Source organism: Pseudomonas sp. 57B-090624, assembly GCF_003234055.1.
In the GTDB taxonomy this organism is placed as follows: Bacteria; Pseudomonadota; Gammaproteobacteria; order Pseudomonadales; family Pseudomonadaceae; genus Metapseudomonas; species Metapseudomonas tohonis.
The window spans coordinates 37,083-52,194 of the sequence record NZ_QKRU01000039.1; the positions used below are offsets into that span (position 1 = coordinate 37,083).

Consider the following 15,112-nt stretch of genomic DNA (forward strand, 5'->3'; position numbering starts at 1 on the left):
TTACAGCGAGCGCGCGATGATCTCTTTCATGATTTCGTTGGTGCCCGCATAGATGCGCTGCACACGGGCATCGGCCCAGGCGCGCGCCACCGGGTATTCCCACATGAACCCGTAGCCGCCGTGCAGCTGGACGCATTCGTCCAGCACCTTGCATTGCAGATCGGTGCCCCAGTACTTGAGCATCGCCGCGGTGGGCACATCCAGCTTGCGCTGCAGGTGCAGCTCCAGGCAGCGGTCGACGAACACGCGGCCTATCTGGATCTCGGTCGCCATCTCCGCGAGCTTGAAGCGGGTGTTCTGGAACTCGGCGATGGCCTTGCCGAAGGCCTTGCGATCGCGGGTGTAGTCGAGGGTCCACTTCAGCGCCGCCTCGGCCGACGCCAGCGCGCCGATACCGACGGTCAGGCGCTCCTGGGGCAGCTCCTGCATCAGGTAGGCGAAGCCCATGCCGGCCTGGCCCAGCAGGTTCTCCTTGGGCACGCGCACGTCCTGGAAGAACAGCTCCGATGTGTCCTGGGCCTTCATGCCCACCTTCTCCAGGCGCTTGCCCTTGGAGAAACCCGGCGCCCCCGCCTCTACCAGGAACAGGCTGGTGCCCTTCGCGCCGGCCTTGGGATCGGTCTTGGCGACCACGATCACCAGGTCGGCCAGGTAGCCGTTGGTGATGAAGGTCTTGGAGCCGTTGATCACGTAGTCGTCGCCGTCCAGCACGGCAGTTGTCTTCACGCCCTGCAGGTCCGAGCCCGCGCCAGGCTCGGTCATGGCAATGGCGGTCACCAGCTCGCCGGTCACCATGCGCGGCAGGTACTTGTGCTTCAGCTCCTCGGAGCCGTAATGGAGGACATAGGGTGCGACGATGTCCGAATGCAGCGAGAAGCCGATGCCGGTCAGCCCCAGGCGGCCGATCTCCTCGATCACCACCGTGCTGTAGAGGAAGTCGGCGCCCATGCCGCCGTACTCCTCGGGGATGTGCGAGCAGAGCATCCCGGCCTCCCCCGCCTTGTTCCACAACGCGCGGTCGATGTAGCCGTCCTTCTCCCACTGGTGATGAAAGGGCACCGCCTCCTGTTCGAGGAACTTGCGCACGCTGTCGCGGAAGAGTTCGTGATCGGAGCTGAACAGGGTTCTGGGAATCATGCGGTCACCTTGGCGGATGCGTCTGGGTTCGAGGTTGAAGGCCAGAGACTGTAGGACAGTCGTACCAGACGCACACTGGACAGTTGCGACAAAAAATAAGACGATCCAGCCGGCTAATGACCGCTTTCCCCTTATAAGAACAAGACCATGACCAACCAGCAGTCCCCCATCCTAAGGCGGGTGAGCATCCTCGCCACCGAAGGTGTCTTCGCTTCCACCCTGATGCAGGCCAAGGATTTCTTCCATATGGCCAGCCTCCGCTACAGCAAGCTCCAGGGCCTCGGCCTCAAGCCCGCATTCGAGATCCACCTGGTCAGCCCGGACGGCCTGCCCGTGCGCAGCTTCAGCGACGTGATCATGCCGGTCGACGGTGCGCTGGACGAGGCCGACATCATCATCCTTCCAGCCTTCTGGGACGACTTCGACGCCCTCTGCGAGCGCCACCCCCAGGTCCTGCAATGGCTGCGCGAGCGCCATGCCGCCGGCAGCTCCATCTGCGGCGAGGCCACCGGCGTGTTCTGGATGGCCCAGGCCGGGCTGCTGGATGGCAAGGAGGCGACCACCTACTGGCGCTTCTTCCGCGAGTTCGGCGAGCGCTTCCCGAAGGTGCTGCTGAACCAGGAAAAGCACCTGTCGGATGCCGACAACCTCTACTGTGCAGGCGGCGTCACCTCCGCCTGCGACCTGTACATCTACCTGATCGAACGCTTCTGTGGCGCCAGCATCGCCCAGGCCGTCTCCCGCGACATCCTCTACGAAGTGCAGCGCAGCTACGCCCCCGGGCGCATCGGCTTCGGCGGGCAGAAGCTGCACCAGGACGTGACCATCCTGCAGATCCAGCACTGGCTCGAGGAGCACTTCGCCGACAAGTTCCGCTTCGAGGACGTCGCCCGCGACCACGGCATGAGCATCCGCAACTTCATGCGTCGCTTCCAGGCCGCCACCGGCGACAAACCCCTGCACTACCTGCAACGGTTACGCATCGAAACAGCCAAGGGCCTCCTTTCGGCGACCCGCAAGAGCATCAAGACCATCAGCTACGAAGTGGGTTACGACGACGCCAGCTTCTTCGCCCGACTGTTTCGCCAGCACACCAATCTCTCCCCCAACCAGTACCGCAGGCAGTTCCAGCACAAGGGCGACTGAGCAGGCGGCCATCCCAAGGATGGGTTGGCCGGTGGCGGCAGCGAATTATGATCCGGGCATGGTCCCCACAGGGGTGTCCGAACCTTTTCCGTCAGCGGTACGGCGGATGAAGAACAACAATAAAAGGTACTCAACCATGCGCCGTTACCTGCTTGCCCTGCTGGCTGCCGCCAGCTTCACAGCCGTTGCAGACGACTGGAAACCCTTCCCCTACGACCAGGCCGCCTACGACTACTCCGGCGACAAGCTGCGCCAGGCCTGGCCCCAGCTGACCCGCGGCTTCGGCCCTGACTACCCCTTCCCGGATGCCGACTGGGTGGTGACCATGGCCACCCAGAACCCCAAGGCGCTGGAAATGACCGTGACCGGCAACACCGGCTTCACCGGCAAGCCCGAGGAAGCCGAGGCCTATGCCGCCAGGCTGCAGGACGTGTGGCGCCTGATGTTCAAGGGTGACTTCGCCGAAGCCAAGAAGCAGGGCCTGGCGCTGGGCGTCGGCGGCCAGGTGCCGGCGATGTTCGCGCAGGTCATCTACGCGATGTTCCTCGCCCCCAGCCAGGAGGAGAAGCACCGCCTGCTGGAGGAAGTGATCAAGTACACCGACGAGGCTGGCGAACTGGTCCAGGCCGACACCGTGGCCCAGTTCGGCCGCGTCTACGCCAAGGCCCGCCTGGGTGAAGAGCTGTCGGTGCCGGTGGTGCTCAAGCGCGGCTACACCAGCCAGATCCCCGAGGAACTGGACGCCCTGCTGCAGAAGCAGCCGCGCCAACCCTTCGCCCTCGCGCTCTACGGCGGCTACGAAGCCGGCGTGATCCGCAAGGTCGGCAAACTGGTCGGGAAAATGACCTACGGGGTCAGCTCGGACAAGATGGAGCAGTACTTCACCCGCTCCTTCAGCGCCAAGGATGACCTGCCGATCGGCCACTACGAGTACGCCAATGCACTCCTCTACGTCTATGGCGACGACGAAGAGCAGAAGGTCATGGAGCACCTGAAGAAAGCAGTGGCGATCAAGCCGATCAACGCCATGGAGGCCCTGGAAGTGGCCCATGCACAGCAACTGCTGAAGCAGTATGAGAAGGAAGTGGCGCAGCGCTAGCGCTGCAAGCTGGAAGCTGGAAGCTGGAAGCTGGAAGCTGGAAGAGCATGCGGGCCGATGAACTCGGCCCGCATTGCTTTTTCTTCAGGCTTTAAGCTTCAGGCTTCCAGCTCTTCAAGGCTTATGCGGCCGAGAGAGGAACTCGTGGGACTGCATCTCCAGCAAGCGGCTGAGGGTGCGCTGGAACTCGAAAGTCAGGCGACCACCGGTGTACAGGTCCTTCAGCTCCACTTCGGCGGAGATGATGAGCTTGACGTTGCGGTCGTAGAACTCATCCACCAGGTTGATGAAGCGCCGCGCCATGTCGTCCTTGGCCACGCCCATCTGCTCGACGTTGGCCAGGATCACCGCGTGGAAGATCTTGCCCAGCTCGATGTAGTCGTTCTGGCTGCGCGGGCCATCGCAGAGTTCGCGGAACTCGAACCAGGCGACGTCCTCGCACACGCGGATCGCACGGATCTCGCGGTTCTCGATCATCAGCGCCTCGTTCTCCTGGGCCTGGGTGCAATCGGGCAGCAGGCTCCTGAAGCTTTTCTTCAGGCTGGCCTCGGCCTCGTCGCCCAGAGGCCAATGGAACAGCTCGGCCTGCTCCAGGGCACGCAGCCGGTAGTCCACGCCGCTGTCGACGTTGACGATGTCGGTGTGCTGCTTGAGCAAGGCGATGGCCGGCAGGAAGCGAGCGCGCTGCAGGCCATCCTTGTACAAGCCGTCCGGGACGATGTTGGACGTCGCCACCAGGCTCACACCGTTCTTGAACAGCTCATCCAGCAAGGTGGCGAGGATCATCGCGTCGGTGATGTCGGAGACGAAGAACTCGTCGAAGCAGATCACCCGGGCCTCATCGGCGAAGCGCTTGCCGATGATGGTCAGGGGGTTCTTCTCGCCCTTGAGAGTTCGCATCTCCTCGTGCACACGCTTCATGAAGCGGTGGAAGTGGGTACGCATCTTCTCCTTGAACGGCAAGGCATCGAAGAAGGTATCGACCAGATAGGTCTTGCCGCGACCTACGCCGCCCCAGAAATACAGGCCCTTGACCGGCCCCTGGCGCTTCTTGGCGAACAGACTGCCAAACAGACCGGGCTTGTTCTGGCTGTCGGCGATCAGGTCGTCGTACAGGCGCTGCAGATGGCGGACGGCAGTTTCCTGCGCGGCGTCGTGGAAGAAGTCCGGCCGCTTGAGATCGGCCTGGTAACGCTCGAGGGGGGTCATGATCGGTAGCAAGGCAACGAAAAACGGGGCCGTCACTTTAGCGACGGCCCCGTTTCTTGGCAATCGGCCAGCTACGCCGGCCGTAAGAAAGCGCCTTACTCCTGTGGGGCAAGGGCCTCACGCAAACGCTGCACGGCGGCGTCACGGGCATCGGAATCAGCGAACTCGCCACCCTGCCCCACAACCTCGCCATCGAGCCACAGGCCGTAGCTGGTGCCTTCGGCGCGGATATCCAGGGCGCTGCCGGCTTGCAGGCGCTTGGTCACCATGCCCGAGGACTTGCCATCGGCGAAGGTCCGGGACAGCAGCAACTGCTCGCCATCGGCAGCCAGCAGGCGGAAGCGGAAGCTGCCGTCGTCTTCGCGGAAGCTGACGAAACGCGCACTCTTGGCCGCTTTCTTCTTGCCGGCATCGGCACTCTGCACATTGCTGCGGAAGGAGCGCAAACCGACCGCCTCGCGCAGCTCGTTGAGGAAGGGCGTCGCAGTCTTGCGGGCCTTGGCGGCACCGGCGAGGAGGATGTCTTCCAGATCGGCCGGACGCTCGATAAGCGCGTGGTACCGCTCGCGGGCTTCACCCAGCTCATTGTCCAGCAGCTGGAACAGACGCTGCTTGGCTTCGCCCCACGCGAGGCCGTCGAGCAACTCGGCGCGGAAGGCCGCCAGCTGCGCCGGCGTGGAGAAGGCCTGGTAGAGGGTGTACAGGTGGGAGCTGTCCGGGTCCTTTGGCTCGCCGGGGGCGCGCGAGTCGGTGACGATGCGGGCGATGGCGTCCTTAAGCTGCTTGGCGCTGCCGAACAGCGGGATGGTGTTGTCGTAGCTCTTGGACATCTTGCGACCGTCCAGGCCCGGCAGGGTGGCCACTTCCTCCTCGATCACCGCCTCCGGCAGGGTGAAGAGCTCGCGGCCGGCGCCGAACAGGTGGTTGAAGCGCTGGCCGATGTCGCGGGCCATTTCCACATGCTGGATCTGGTCACGGCCGACCGGCACCTTGTGGGCGTTGAACATGAGGATGTCCGCCGCCATCAGCACCGGGTAGCTGTACAGGCCCATGGTGACGCCCGCATCCGGGTCCTCGCCGTTCTCCACGTTCTTGTCCACCGACGCCTTGTAGGCATGTGCGCGGTTGAGCAGGCCCTTGGCCGCGACGCAGGTGAGCAGCCAGGTGAGCTCGGGGATCTCGGGAATGTCCGACTGGCGGTAGAAGGTCGCCTTGTCGGTGTCCAGGCCACAGGCCAGCCAGGTGGCGGCGATCTCCAGGCGCGAGCGCTGGATACGCGCCGGGTCGTCGCACTTGATCAGCGCGTGGTAGTCGGCCAGGAAGTAGAAGGAGTCGACGTCGGCATCACGGCTGGCGACGATGGCGGGACGGATGGCACCGGCGTAATTGCCGAGGTGTGGAGTACCGGTGGTGGTGATGCCGGTGAGGATACGAGTGGTCATGGGGGATCGCTTGTCGGACGGCTGTCGGGGTCAGAGGCGCGGCAGGACCAGATCCTTCAGATCGGTCAGCTTGCCATGAAAGAAGTGCCCGCATTCTGCCACTTTCAGCAGCTCATGGGAGCGTTGTAGGGAGGCGGACCAGTCATACACCGCCTGCGGCTCGACGACCTCGTCGGTGTCCGGCTGGATCACCGTCAGTTCGCCACGGGCGGGCAGCGGCGTGTCGACGGTAAGGCGCTTCACCGCCGGCGCCACCATGAACAACCGGGGCACTTCGATGCCCTGCTGTTCCAGGCGACCGGCCAGGCTCGCCGCGACGAAGCCGCCGAAGGAAAAACCGAACAGCGTCAGCGCCAGCTCCGGACGCTGGGCGCGGAACCAGTGGGCGGCCGCTTCGGCGTCATCCACCTCGCCGGTGTTCATGTCATGGCTGCCGGCGCTGGCGCCGACGCCGCGGTAGTTGAAGCGCAGGGTGCTGTAGCCGGCATCGCGGGCAGTGCGCTGCAGGGTGGAGACGACCTTGTTGAGCATGGTCCCGCCCTGGATCGGGTTCGGGTGGCAGATCAGCGCCAGCCCCTTGGCATCGGGCAGGTCGAGATGAAGCGCTTCCAGCTGGCCACTTGGCCCCTGGAGCAGAATGGGATTTTCACGATTGGACAACGGGAACTCCGTGACCCCGGACCGGGTCGACTCGTCTTGGTTAAGCACCACAGGGCTTGCGTCGCGGTATACAGCGCGGATTCGAGCCGTTAACGTAATGCAAAGCTGCTTATAGAGGAAGGACTCGTGGAACAGTCGCTCACGGCCTGGTTGTTGCCAGCACTCGCTCTGCTCGCCGGTATCGGCATCGGTTTTCTGGTCGCCCGACTGCTGCCCGGCACCGCGCCGAACCGCACGCAGCGGCAACTGGATGACCTGCAGGCACGCTTCGATACCTATCAGAGTGAAGTGGTCACCCACTTCAACACCACCGCCAGCCTGGTGAAGAAACTCACCCAGAGCTACCAGGAAGTGCAGGAACACCTGTCCGATGGCGCCAGCCGCCTGGCCCTGGACGAACTGACGCGCCAGCGACTGCTCGCCGCCCTGCACACGGACGACGCCCCCGGCCCGCGCGAACGCCTGACCCCGCCGCGCAGCCACGAGGCGCCCAAGGACTACGCGCCCAAGTCGCCGGACGGCCCGGGCACGCTAGACGAGAACTTCGGCCTCAAGGGCAAGTACTGAGCCCCTGGATGCGCCGACGAAAGCCCCGCCCTGGCGGGGCTTTTTCATTTCAGTATTGATCCCGACTCCCCCGGAATGAAGTCCCGGCCACATCCGAGCCAGGCGGGAGTTGCGGGCCTGGGTGGCGCAAAGAAAAAGCCCCGCATCAGCGGGGCTTTTTCACTGCAGTGCGATCAGATCGCGCCGCGGCTGCGTAGCAGGTCGAGCACCGCCTTGACGCCCTCTTCAACCGACTGGCTCTGGGTGTCGATCACCAGGTCGGCATTCAACGGCACATCGTAGGGGAAAGACTCACCTGGGATGTTGTCCTGATCGGCCGCGTAGAGCCCTTGCGGGTCACGCTCACGGCAGACCTGCGGGGACGCCTGGACGTATACGGTGATCAGGCGGTCGCTGCCGATCAGCACCTTGGCCTGTTCACGCCCCTCGGCGTCCGGCGCTACGAAGGCGGCCAGGGTCAGCAGGCCGGCTTCGTTGAACTGGCGCGCCACATGGGCGGCACGGCGCCAGTTCTCGGTGCGCCCGGCGCGATCCTGCGGCAGGCCCTTGTTCAGGTCGTGACGGAGGTTCTGGCCATCGAGGACGTAGACCGCACGGCCCATGTCGAACAGCTTGCGCTCGACGGCATAGGCCAGGGTGCTCTTGCCGGCGCCGGAGAGGCCGCTGAACAGCACGGTGGCCGGTTTCTGGCCGAAGCGCGCGGCACGTTCCTCGGTGGAGACATGGGCCGACTCGCCATGGCTGCCCTGGCCACCCGAGGCAACCGGCGCAGCGATGATCATGCCGGCGCCGACGGTGCCGTTGGTGAGGCGATCGATGACGATGAAGGCACCGGTGGTGCGATTGCGCTCATAGCCGTCGAGGGCAATGGGCGCGTCCAGGCTGACCTTGACCCTGGCGATCTCGTTCAACTGCAGGTCGCTGGCGGCGCCCTCTTCCAGGGTGTTCACGTCCACCTTGTGGGCGATGCTGGCGATGGAACCCGGCACATAGCTGGTGGCGCGCTTGATGTCGTACTTCTTGCCCGGGAGCATCGGCTCCTCGGACATCCACACCAGCATGGCCTCGAAGCCATCGGTGACCTGCGGGCGGTTGTCGGCATGCACCAGCATGTCGCCACGGGATACGTCGATCTCGTCTTCCAGGGTCAGCGTGATGGCCTGGCCGGGGCCGGCCTGCTCCAGCTCGCCTTCGAAGGTGACGATGGACTTGATCTTGCTGCCCTTGCCCGAGGGCAGCACAACGACCTCGTCGCCCTTGTGTACGACGCCGCTGGCCAGGGTACCGGCGAAGCCGCGGAAGTTCAGGTTGGGGCGATTGACGTACTGCACCGGGAAGCGCATGTCGTCGAAGTTGCGATCACCGGAAACCTCGACGGTCTCGAGGATTTCCATCAGCGACTGGCCGGTGTACCAGGGCGACCGCTCGCTCTTGTTCACGACGTTGTCGCCCTTCAGCGCCGACATCGGCACGAAGTGGATGGAGGTCGGGTTGAGCTTGATGCGCTCGGCGAACTGCAGGTAGTCGGCCTTGATCGACTCGAACACGCCCTGATCGAAATCCTTCAGGTCCATCTTGTTGATGGCGACGACGATGTGCTTGATGCCCAGCAGCGACGCGATGTAGCTGTGACGGCGGGTCTGGGTCTGCACGCCGTAGCGGGCATCGACCAGGATGATCGCCAGGTCGCAGGTGGACGCGCCGGTGGCCATGTTGCGCGTGTACTGCTCATGGCCGGGGGTGTCGGCGATGATGAACTTGCGCTTGGCGGTGGAGAAGTAGCGGTAGGCGACATCGATGGTGATGCCCTGCTCGCGCTCGGCCTGCAGGCCATCCACCAGCAGCGCCAGGTCCACTTCGTCACCCGTGGTGCCGACCTTCTTGGAATCGCGGGTGATGGCCTCCAGATGGTCTTCGTAGATCATCTTGGAGTCGTGCAGCAGGCGCCCGATCAGGGTGCTCTTGCCGTCGTCGACGTTGCCGCAGGTGAGGAAGCGCAGGAGTTCCTTGCGCTCGTGCTGGGCCAGGTACGCGAGGATGTCCTGGCTGATCAGATCGGATTGGTGGCTCATTTCACTCAAGCTCCAAGCTGCAAGCCTCAAGCGGCAAGCTCGTCGGCGTACAGCTAGACAGAAATTTTGTTGATCAACCCCGTGAGCATTCTCGACAGCTCGCGGGTTTCGACTACCCAATCAGCGGCAAGCGACTCCGCTATATACCCGATTTCAGCGCCGATCATCAGCTGGGTTCGCAGCTCACCGCAGGATGCCTTGGCAATCCACAGATACCGGCATTTCTCCTTGGCGCTTCCACGTTCCATACCCTCGGCAATATTGCTGGGTACGGACAGCGCCGAACGGGTTACCTGATCCTTGAACCCTGCATCGCGGCATTCCGCGAACGCCCTGTAGATGCTTACCGTGAGCTGCTTGGATCTTCGCCAGACATCGAGTCGCTCGAAATCCATTCGAACTCCAGTCATTCCCTGCTTGAAGCTTGCCGCTTGCTGCTTGCAACTGTTTTCTAGAAATACCCCTGCCGCTTTTTCTCTTCCATCGAACCGGCACCGTCATGGTCGATGACGCGGCCCTGGCGTTCGGAAGTTCGGGTCAGGAGCATTTCCTGGATGATGTCGGTGAGGCTGGTGGCCTCCGACTCGACCGCGCCGGTCAGCGGGTAGCAGCCCAGGGTGCGGAAACGCACCATGCGTTTCTCGATGCGCGCCTTCTCTTCGTCAGAGAGGTGCTCGAGGATGCGGTCGTCGTCGATCATGATCAGCGTGCCGTTCTTCTCGATGACTTCGCGCTCGGCGGCGAAGTACAGCGGGACGATCGGGATCTGCTCCAGGTAGATGTATTGCCAGATGTCCAGCTCGGTCCAGTTGGAGAGCGGGAAGACGCGGATGGATTCGCCCTTCTTGACCTTGCCGTTGTAGACGTTCCACAGCTCGGGGCGCTGGTTCTTCGGGTCCCAGCGGTGCTTGCTGTCGCGGAAGGAGTACACGCGCTCCTTGGCGCGGGATTTCTCCTCGTCGCGGCGCGCGCCACCGAAGGCCGCATCGAAGCCGTACTTGTCCAGGGCCTGCTTGAGGCCCTCGGTCTTCATGATGTCGGTGTGCTTGGCACTGCCGTGGGTGAAGGGGTTGATGCCCTGAGCCTTGCCTTCGGGGTTTACGTGGGTGATCAGCTCGAGGCCCAGGTCGGCGACCATCTTGTCGCGGAACCGGTACATCTCCTGGAACTTCCACTGGGTATCGACGTGCATCACCGGGAACGGCAGCTTGCCCGGAAAGAAGGCCTTGCGCGCCAGGTGCAGCATGACGGCGGAGTCCTTGCCGATGGAGTACAGCATCACCGGGTTATCGAATTCGGCGGCCACCTCACGAATGATGTGGATACTTTCCGCCTCCAGCTGTTTCAGGTGCGTCAGTTTGTCGAGCATGGCTACTCACGGATTTCTTATCTGATACGACGGCCTGCGGGCCGTGGACGAGGGCGCACTCTAGCACAGCGCCTTCTTCTATTCAGGGCCCCACTTAGAACGAAACGATCTAGCTTTATACCTGCCGGAATGGGCGTTACGGGGCGGCTTTCTAGATGGGATTGGGGCAATCGATGAACAGGTGTTCGATGGCGAAACGCCGCGCCAGGTAGTCCCCCAGCGCCTGCACGCCATAGCGTTCGGTGGCGTGGTGGCCGGCGGCGATGAAGCTGATGCCGTTTTCACGCGCGCTGTGAAAGGTCTGCTCCGAAGCCTCGCCGGTCAGGTAGAGATCGACACCGGCGGCGATGGCCGTGTCGATGTAGCCCTGGCCGCCGCCGGTGCACCAGCCGATGCGGCGGATCATCTCCGGGCCTTCCACCAGCAACGGTTCGCGACCGAGCGCGTCTTGCACGCGGCGGGCGAAGTCGCGTGGGGTGAGCGGCTCGGCCAGGGAGCCGATCAGGCCGACGGTGCGCGGGTTGTCCGGCTCCAGCGGGCCTTCGACGATGATGTCCAGTTGGCGGGCGAGCTGCACGTTGTTGCCCACTTCCGGGTGCACGTCCAACGGCAGGTGGTAGGCCAGCAGGCTGATGTCATTGGCCAGAAGAGTCTTCAGGCGCCGCTGCTTGATACCGACCACGCAGGGGTTCTCGCCCTTCCAGAAATAGCCATGGTGCACCAGCACCACATCGGCCTCGGCTTCCACCGCCGCATCCAGCAGTGCCTGGCTCGCGGTCACCCCGCTGACGATGCGTCGAACCTGCGGCCGGCCCTCGACCTGGAGGCCGTTCGGGCAGTAGTCCGAGATCCGCGAGGCCCCGAGAAAACGCTCCGCTTCCTCCACCAGGGTGGTCAGTGCAATGGCCATCTGCCTCTCCTCACAAGCTGTTGCGAGCGGCTATTTTATTGGCTGCCGCCCCGTATAATGGCGCCACCTTAAGGGGCACCCTCGCCCCTCGCAACCCTCAGGATTCCCCTCGATGCTCAAGGCCCTGCGTTTCTTCGGCTGGCCCCTGCTTGTCGGCGTACTCGTAGCACTGCTGATCATCCAGCAATACCCCGAACTGGTGGGCCTGCCCCGCCAACAGGTGCACCTGCAGGAAGCGCCCAAGTACAGTTTCTCGCGCCAGGGGCCCGAGTCCTATGCGGAGGCGGTCAACAGCGCCTCCCCCGCCGTGGTCAACCTCTACACCACCAAGGTGGTGAGCAAGCCGGCCCATCCGCTGTTCGAGGACCCGCAGTTCCGCCGCTTCTTCGGTGACAACCTGCCCCGCCAGCGGCGCATGGAGTCCAGCCTGGGTTCGGCGGTGATCATGAGCCCCGAGGGCTACCTGCTGACCAACAACCACGTCACCGCCGGTGCCGACCAGATCGTGGTCGCCCTCAAGGACGGCCGCGAGACCCTCGCCCGCCTGGTGGGCAGCGACCCCGAGACCGACCTCGCGGTGCTCAAGATCGACCTCGACAACCTGCCCGCCATCACCCTCGGGCGCTCCGACAACATCCGCATCGGCGACGTCGCCCTGGCCATCGGCAACCCCTTCGGATTCGGCCAGACCGTGACCATGGGCATCATCAGCGCCACCGGCCGCAACCAGCTCGGCCTCAATACCTACGAGGACTTCATCCAGACCGACGCCGCCATCAACCCGGGCAACTCCGGCGGCGCGCTGGTGGATGCCAGCGGCAATCTGATCGGCATCAACACCGCGATCTTCTCCAAGTCCGGCGGCTCCCAGGGCATCGGCTTCGCCATCCCCGCCAAGCTCGCCCTCGACGTGATGAAGGCCATCATCGAGCACGGCCAGGTGATCCGAGGCTGGCTCGGCATCGAAGTGCAGCCCTTGACGCCCGAACTGGCCGAATCCTTCGGCCTCGAAGGCCGCCCGGGCATCGTCATCGCCGGCATCTACCGCGACACCCCTGCGCAGCGCGCCAACCTGCAGCCGGGCGACATCATCCTCAGCATCGACGGCGAGCCCGCCGGCGACGGTCGCCGCTCCATGAACCAGGTGGCGCGCACCAAGCCGGGCGAGAAGGTCAGTGTCGAGGTGATGCGCAACGGCAAGATCATCGAGCTTTCCGCCGAGGTAGGCCTGAGGCCCCCGCAGCAGACCGCCCCCGCGGAAAACGACTGACCCGAACGGCGCCTGATGGCGCCGTTCTTGTTTCTGCCCCCCACACGCCCTCTCCCTTGAACGCAGCAGATGAAAGATGAAAAAATAAGATGTTATGTTATTACATCTTTATCGCCCTGAGACCCACCGACAATGAAGTCACGCAGCATCGCCTCGCTCGCTGGACTGGCCCTTGGCCTGGCCAGCGGCAGTGCAAACGCCAACCCGCTTGAACTTGAAGAAATCACCATCGAATCACGCCACGAACGCGCCGACGGCCCCGTCACCGGCTATCGCGCTACCCGCTCGGCGAGCGCCACACGAACCGACACCGACCTGCGCGACGTGCCCCAATCCGTCGCCGTCGTCCCCGCCCAGGTACTGGACGATCTCAATACCACCCGCATCGACCGCGCGCTGGATTTCGCCGGCGGCGTCTCCCGGCAGAACAACTTCGGCGGCCTGACCTTCCTCAACTACAGCGTGCGCGGCTTCACCACCGGCGAGCTGTACAAGAACGGCTTCGCCATCAACCGCGGAAGCTACAGCTCGCCGGACGCCAGCGGCATCGAGCGCATCGAGGTGCTCAAGGGCCCGGCAGCGAGCCTCTACGGGCGTGGCGACCCGGGCGGGCTGGTCAACATCGTCACCAAGAAGCCCGAGGAGGAAGCCTTCGCCCGCTTCCAAGCCAGCGCAGGCAGCTGGGACCGCTACCGCAGCAGCCTCGACGTCAACACGCCGCTGGACGACGCCGGCACCCTACTGTCGCGCATCAACCTCGCGGTGGAGGACAACCAGAGCTTCCGCGACCACGTCGGCAGCGAGCGCCTGGTGGTCAGCCCGTCCCTGAGCTGGCAGCTGAGCCCGGACACGCGCCTGCTGATCGAGAGCGAGTTCGTACGCCATGAGTCGGTGTTCGATCGTGGCATCCCCGCCCCCGGCAACCAGCTGGGCTCGGTCAAGCGCTCCACCTTCCTCGGCGAGCCCAACGACGGCGAGATCCGCAACCGCAACCAGATGCTGCAGGTCAGCCTCGAACACTACCTGAACGACGACTGGAAGCTGCGCCTGGCCAACCACTACGCCCAGGGCCGCCTCGCCGGTGACTCTTCGGAGACTTCGCGCCTGGCCGGCGACCTCGTCAGCCGCTTCTACCGCCAGCGCGACTTCGAATGGAACGACAGCATCACCCAGGCCGAGCTGCACGGCACCTTCGCCACCGGAACCTGGCAGCACCAGACGCTGATCGGCCTGGAGTACGAGAACTACCGCAACAGCCAGAAGTACCCCCAGAGCGACACCCTGTTCAGCTACGGCCTGGATATCCACAACCCCATATACGGCCAGCCCAAGCCCGCGCTCACCCGCAAGAACGATTTCTTCGAACGGGTGGAAAGCCATTCGCTGAACCTGCAGGACCAGATCGCCTTCACCGATCGGCTGCGCGGGCTGGTGGGTGTGCGCATGGAGCGCTTCGAGCAGGCGGCCCTGGACCGCTCCACCCGCATCCGCAACGCCCAGCACAAGGATGTCGTCACCCCGCGCCTCGGGTTGCTCTACCAGCTGACCCCGGAAGTCGGCGTGTTCGCCAACGCCTCCACTTCGGTCAAGCCCAACGCCATCAGCAGCCAGGGCACGGTATTCAAGCCGGAGAAAGGCGTCGGCTATGAGAGTGGGGTCAAGCTGGACCTGCTCGAAAGCCGCCTTGGCGCCACGATCGCGCTCTTCCATATCGAGAAGGAGAACGTGCTGACCGCCAACCCCAGCGACCCGAGCCAGAACATCGCTGCCGGCAAGGCACGCAGCCAGGGCCTGGACATGCAGGTCGCCGGCCAGCTCACCGACGCCGTCCGCCTGATCGGCGCCTACGCCTATATCGATGCCGAGGTGACCAAGGACAACACCTTGCCCGAAGGCAGCCGCCTGCTCGGCATCGCCAGGCACAGCGGCAGCCTGATGGGCGTCTACGAGTTCCAGGACGGCTGGCTACGCGGCTCGGATGTCGGCGCGGCCGCCCACTATGTCGGCGACCGCTCAGGCCAGGCCGGTAGCGCCTTCGAACTGCCCGCCTACAGCACCCTCGACCTGCTCGCCCACTACAAGGCCAGCGATGACCTCATCATCGGCGTGAACCTCAACAATGTCTTCGACCGCAAGTACTACGAGCGCTCCTACAACAGCGTCTGGGTGCTGCCGGGCGACCCGCGCAACCTGACCCTCAGCCTTACCCTCAACCTCTGACAAGGATTCCC

Annotated in this window: 13 protein-coding genes; 5 read left to right on the forward strand and 8 right to left on the reverse strand. The window is 64.2% G+C overall.

The features are described from left to right. Complete coding sequence (locus DMX10_RS18795; RefSeq protein ID WP_111262477.1) at positions 1–1,137, reverse strand: acyl-CoA dehydrogenase family protein; 1,137 nt, start codon at positions 1,135–1,137, stop codon at positions 1–3. Positions 1,138–1,383: 246 nt separating this feature from the next. On the opposite strand from DMX10_RS18795, the gene DMX10_RS18800 reads away from it, so the two are divergent. Continuing rightward, entirely contained in the window at positions 1,384–2,283 is a 900-nt protein-coding gene (locus DMX10_RS18800) for a GlxA family transcriptional regulator (protein ID WP_178082980.1), read from the forward strand. A 136-nt stretch (positions 2,284–2,419) separates the two neighbouring features. Continuing rightward, positions 2,420–3,382, forward strand: a complete 963-nt coding sequence (locus DMX10_RS18805) for a hypothetical protein (RefSeq protein ID WP_111262479.1) — start codon at positions 2,420–2,422, stop codon at positions 3,380–3,382. Between the two features lie 114 nt (positions 3,383–3,496). Here the strand turns inward: DMX10_RS18805 and zapE are convergent, their stop codons facing one another. The 3 genes from zapE to DMX10_RS18820 form a co-directional block, all read right to left on the reverse strand. After that, positions 3,497–4,591 carry a cell division protein ZapE gene (zapE, locus tag DMX10_RS18810; protein WP_111262480.1) on the reverse strand — a complete coding sequence of 365 codons (1,095 nt, stop codon included), beginning with the start codon at positions 4,589–4,591 and terminating at the stop codon, positions 3,497–3,499. A 95-nt stretch (positions 4,592–4,686) separates the two neighbouring features. After that, complete coding sequence (locus tag DMX10_RS18815; RefSeq protein ID WP_111262481.1) at positions 4,687–6,033, reverse strand: tryptophan--tRNA ligase; 1,347 nt, start codon at positions 6,031–6,033, stop codon at positions 4,687–4,689. 30 nt (positions 6,034–6,063) lie between these two features. Further along, positions 6,064–6,693: an alpha/beta hydrolase gene (locus tag DMX10_RS18820; protein WP_111262482.1), complete on the reverse strand. Its 630-nt coding sequence runs from the start codon at positions 6,691–6,693 to the stop codon at positions 6,064–6,066. A gap of 126 nt (positions 6,694–6,819) precedes the next feature. Here DMX10_RS18820 and DMX10_RS18825 point away from each other — a divergent pair, with 126 nt between their 5' ends. Continuing rightward, positions 6,820–7,260 carry a YhcB family protein gene (locus tag DMX10_RS18825; protein ID WP_111262483.1) on the forward strand — a complete coding sequence of 147 codons (441 nt, stop codon included), beginning with the start codon at positions 6,820–6,822 and terminating at the stop codon, positions 7,258–7,260. 173 nt (positions 7,261–7,433) lie between these two features. Here the strand turns inward: DMX10_RS18825 and cysN are convergent, their stop codons facing one another. The 4 genes from cysN to DMX10_RS18845 all read right to left on the reverse strand — a co-directional run bounded on the left by cysN (position 7,434) and on the right by DMX10_RS18845 (position 11,611). Next, positions 7,434–9,332, reverse strand: a complete 1,899-nt coding sequence (cysN, locus tag DMX10_RS18830; RefSeq protein ID WP_111262484.1) for a sulfate adenylyltransferase subunit CysN — start codon at positions 9,330–9,332, stop codon at positions 7,434–7,436. 53 nt (positions 9,333–9,385) lie between these two features. Then, a complete protein-coding gene (locus DMX10_RS18835) occupies positions 9,386–9,727 on the reverse strand; it encodes a four helix bundle protein (protein WP_111262485.1) in 342 nt (113 codons plus the stop codon). A gap of 56 nt (positions 9,728–9,783) precedes the next feature. Then, positions 9,784–10,701: a sulfate adenylyltransferase subunit CysD gene (cysD, locus tag DMX10_RS18840; RefSeq protein ID WP_021217853.1), complete on the reverse strand. Its 918-nt coding sequence runs from the start codon at positions 10,699–10,701 to the stop codon at positions 9,784–9,786. 151 nt (positions 10,702–10,852) lie between these two features. Further along, a complete protein-coding gene (locus DMX10_RS18845; protein WP_111262486.1) occupies positions 10,853–11,611 on the reverse strand; it encodes a Nif3-like dinuclear metal center hexameric protein in 759 nt (252 codons plus the stop codon). A 112-nt stretch (positions 11,612–11,723) separates the two neighbouring features. On the opposite strand from DMX10_RS18845, the gene algW reads away from it, so the two are divergent. After that, positions 11,724–12,881, forward strand: a complete 1,158-nt coding sequence (gene algW, locus DMX10_RS18850; protein ID WP_111262487.1) for a Do family serine endopeptidase AlgW — start codon at positions 11,724–11,726, stop codon at positions 12,879–12,881. A 132-nt stretch (positions 12,882–13,013) separates the two neighbouring features. Continuing rightward, positions 13,014–15,101, forward strand: coding sequence for a TonB-dependent siderophore receptor (locus tag DMX10_RS18855; RefSeq protein ID WP_111262488.1), 2,088 nt, complete (start codon positions 13,014–13,016; stop codon positions 15,099–15,101). Positions 15,102–15,112: the final 11 nt, after the last annotated feature.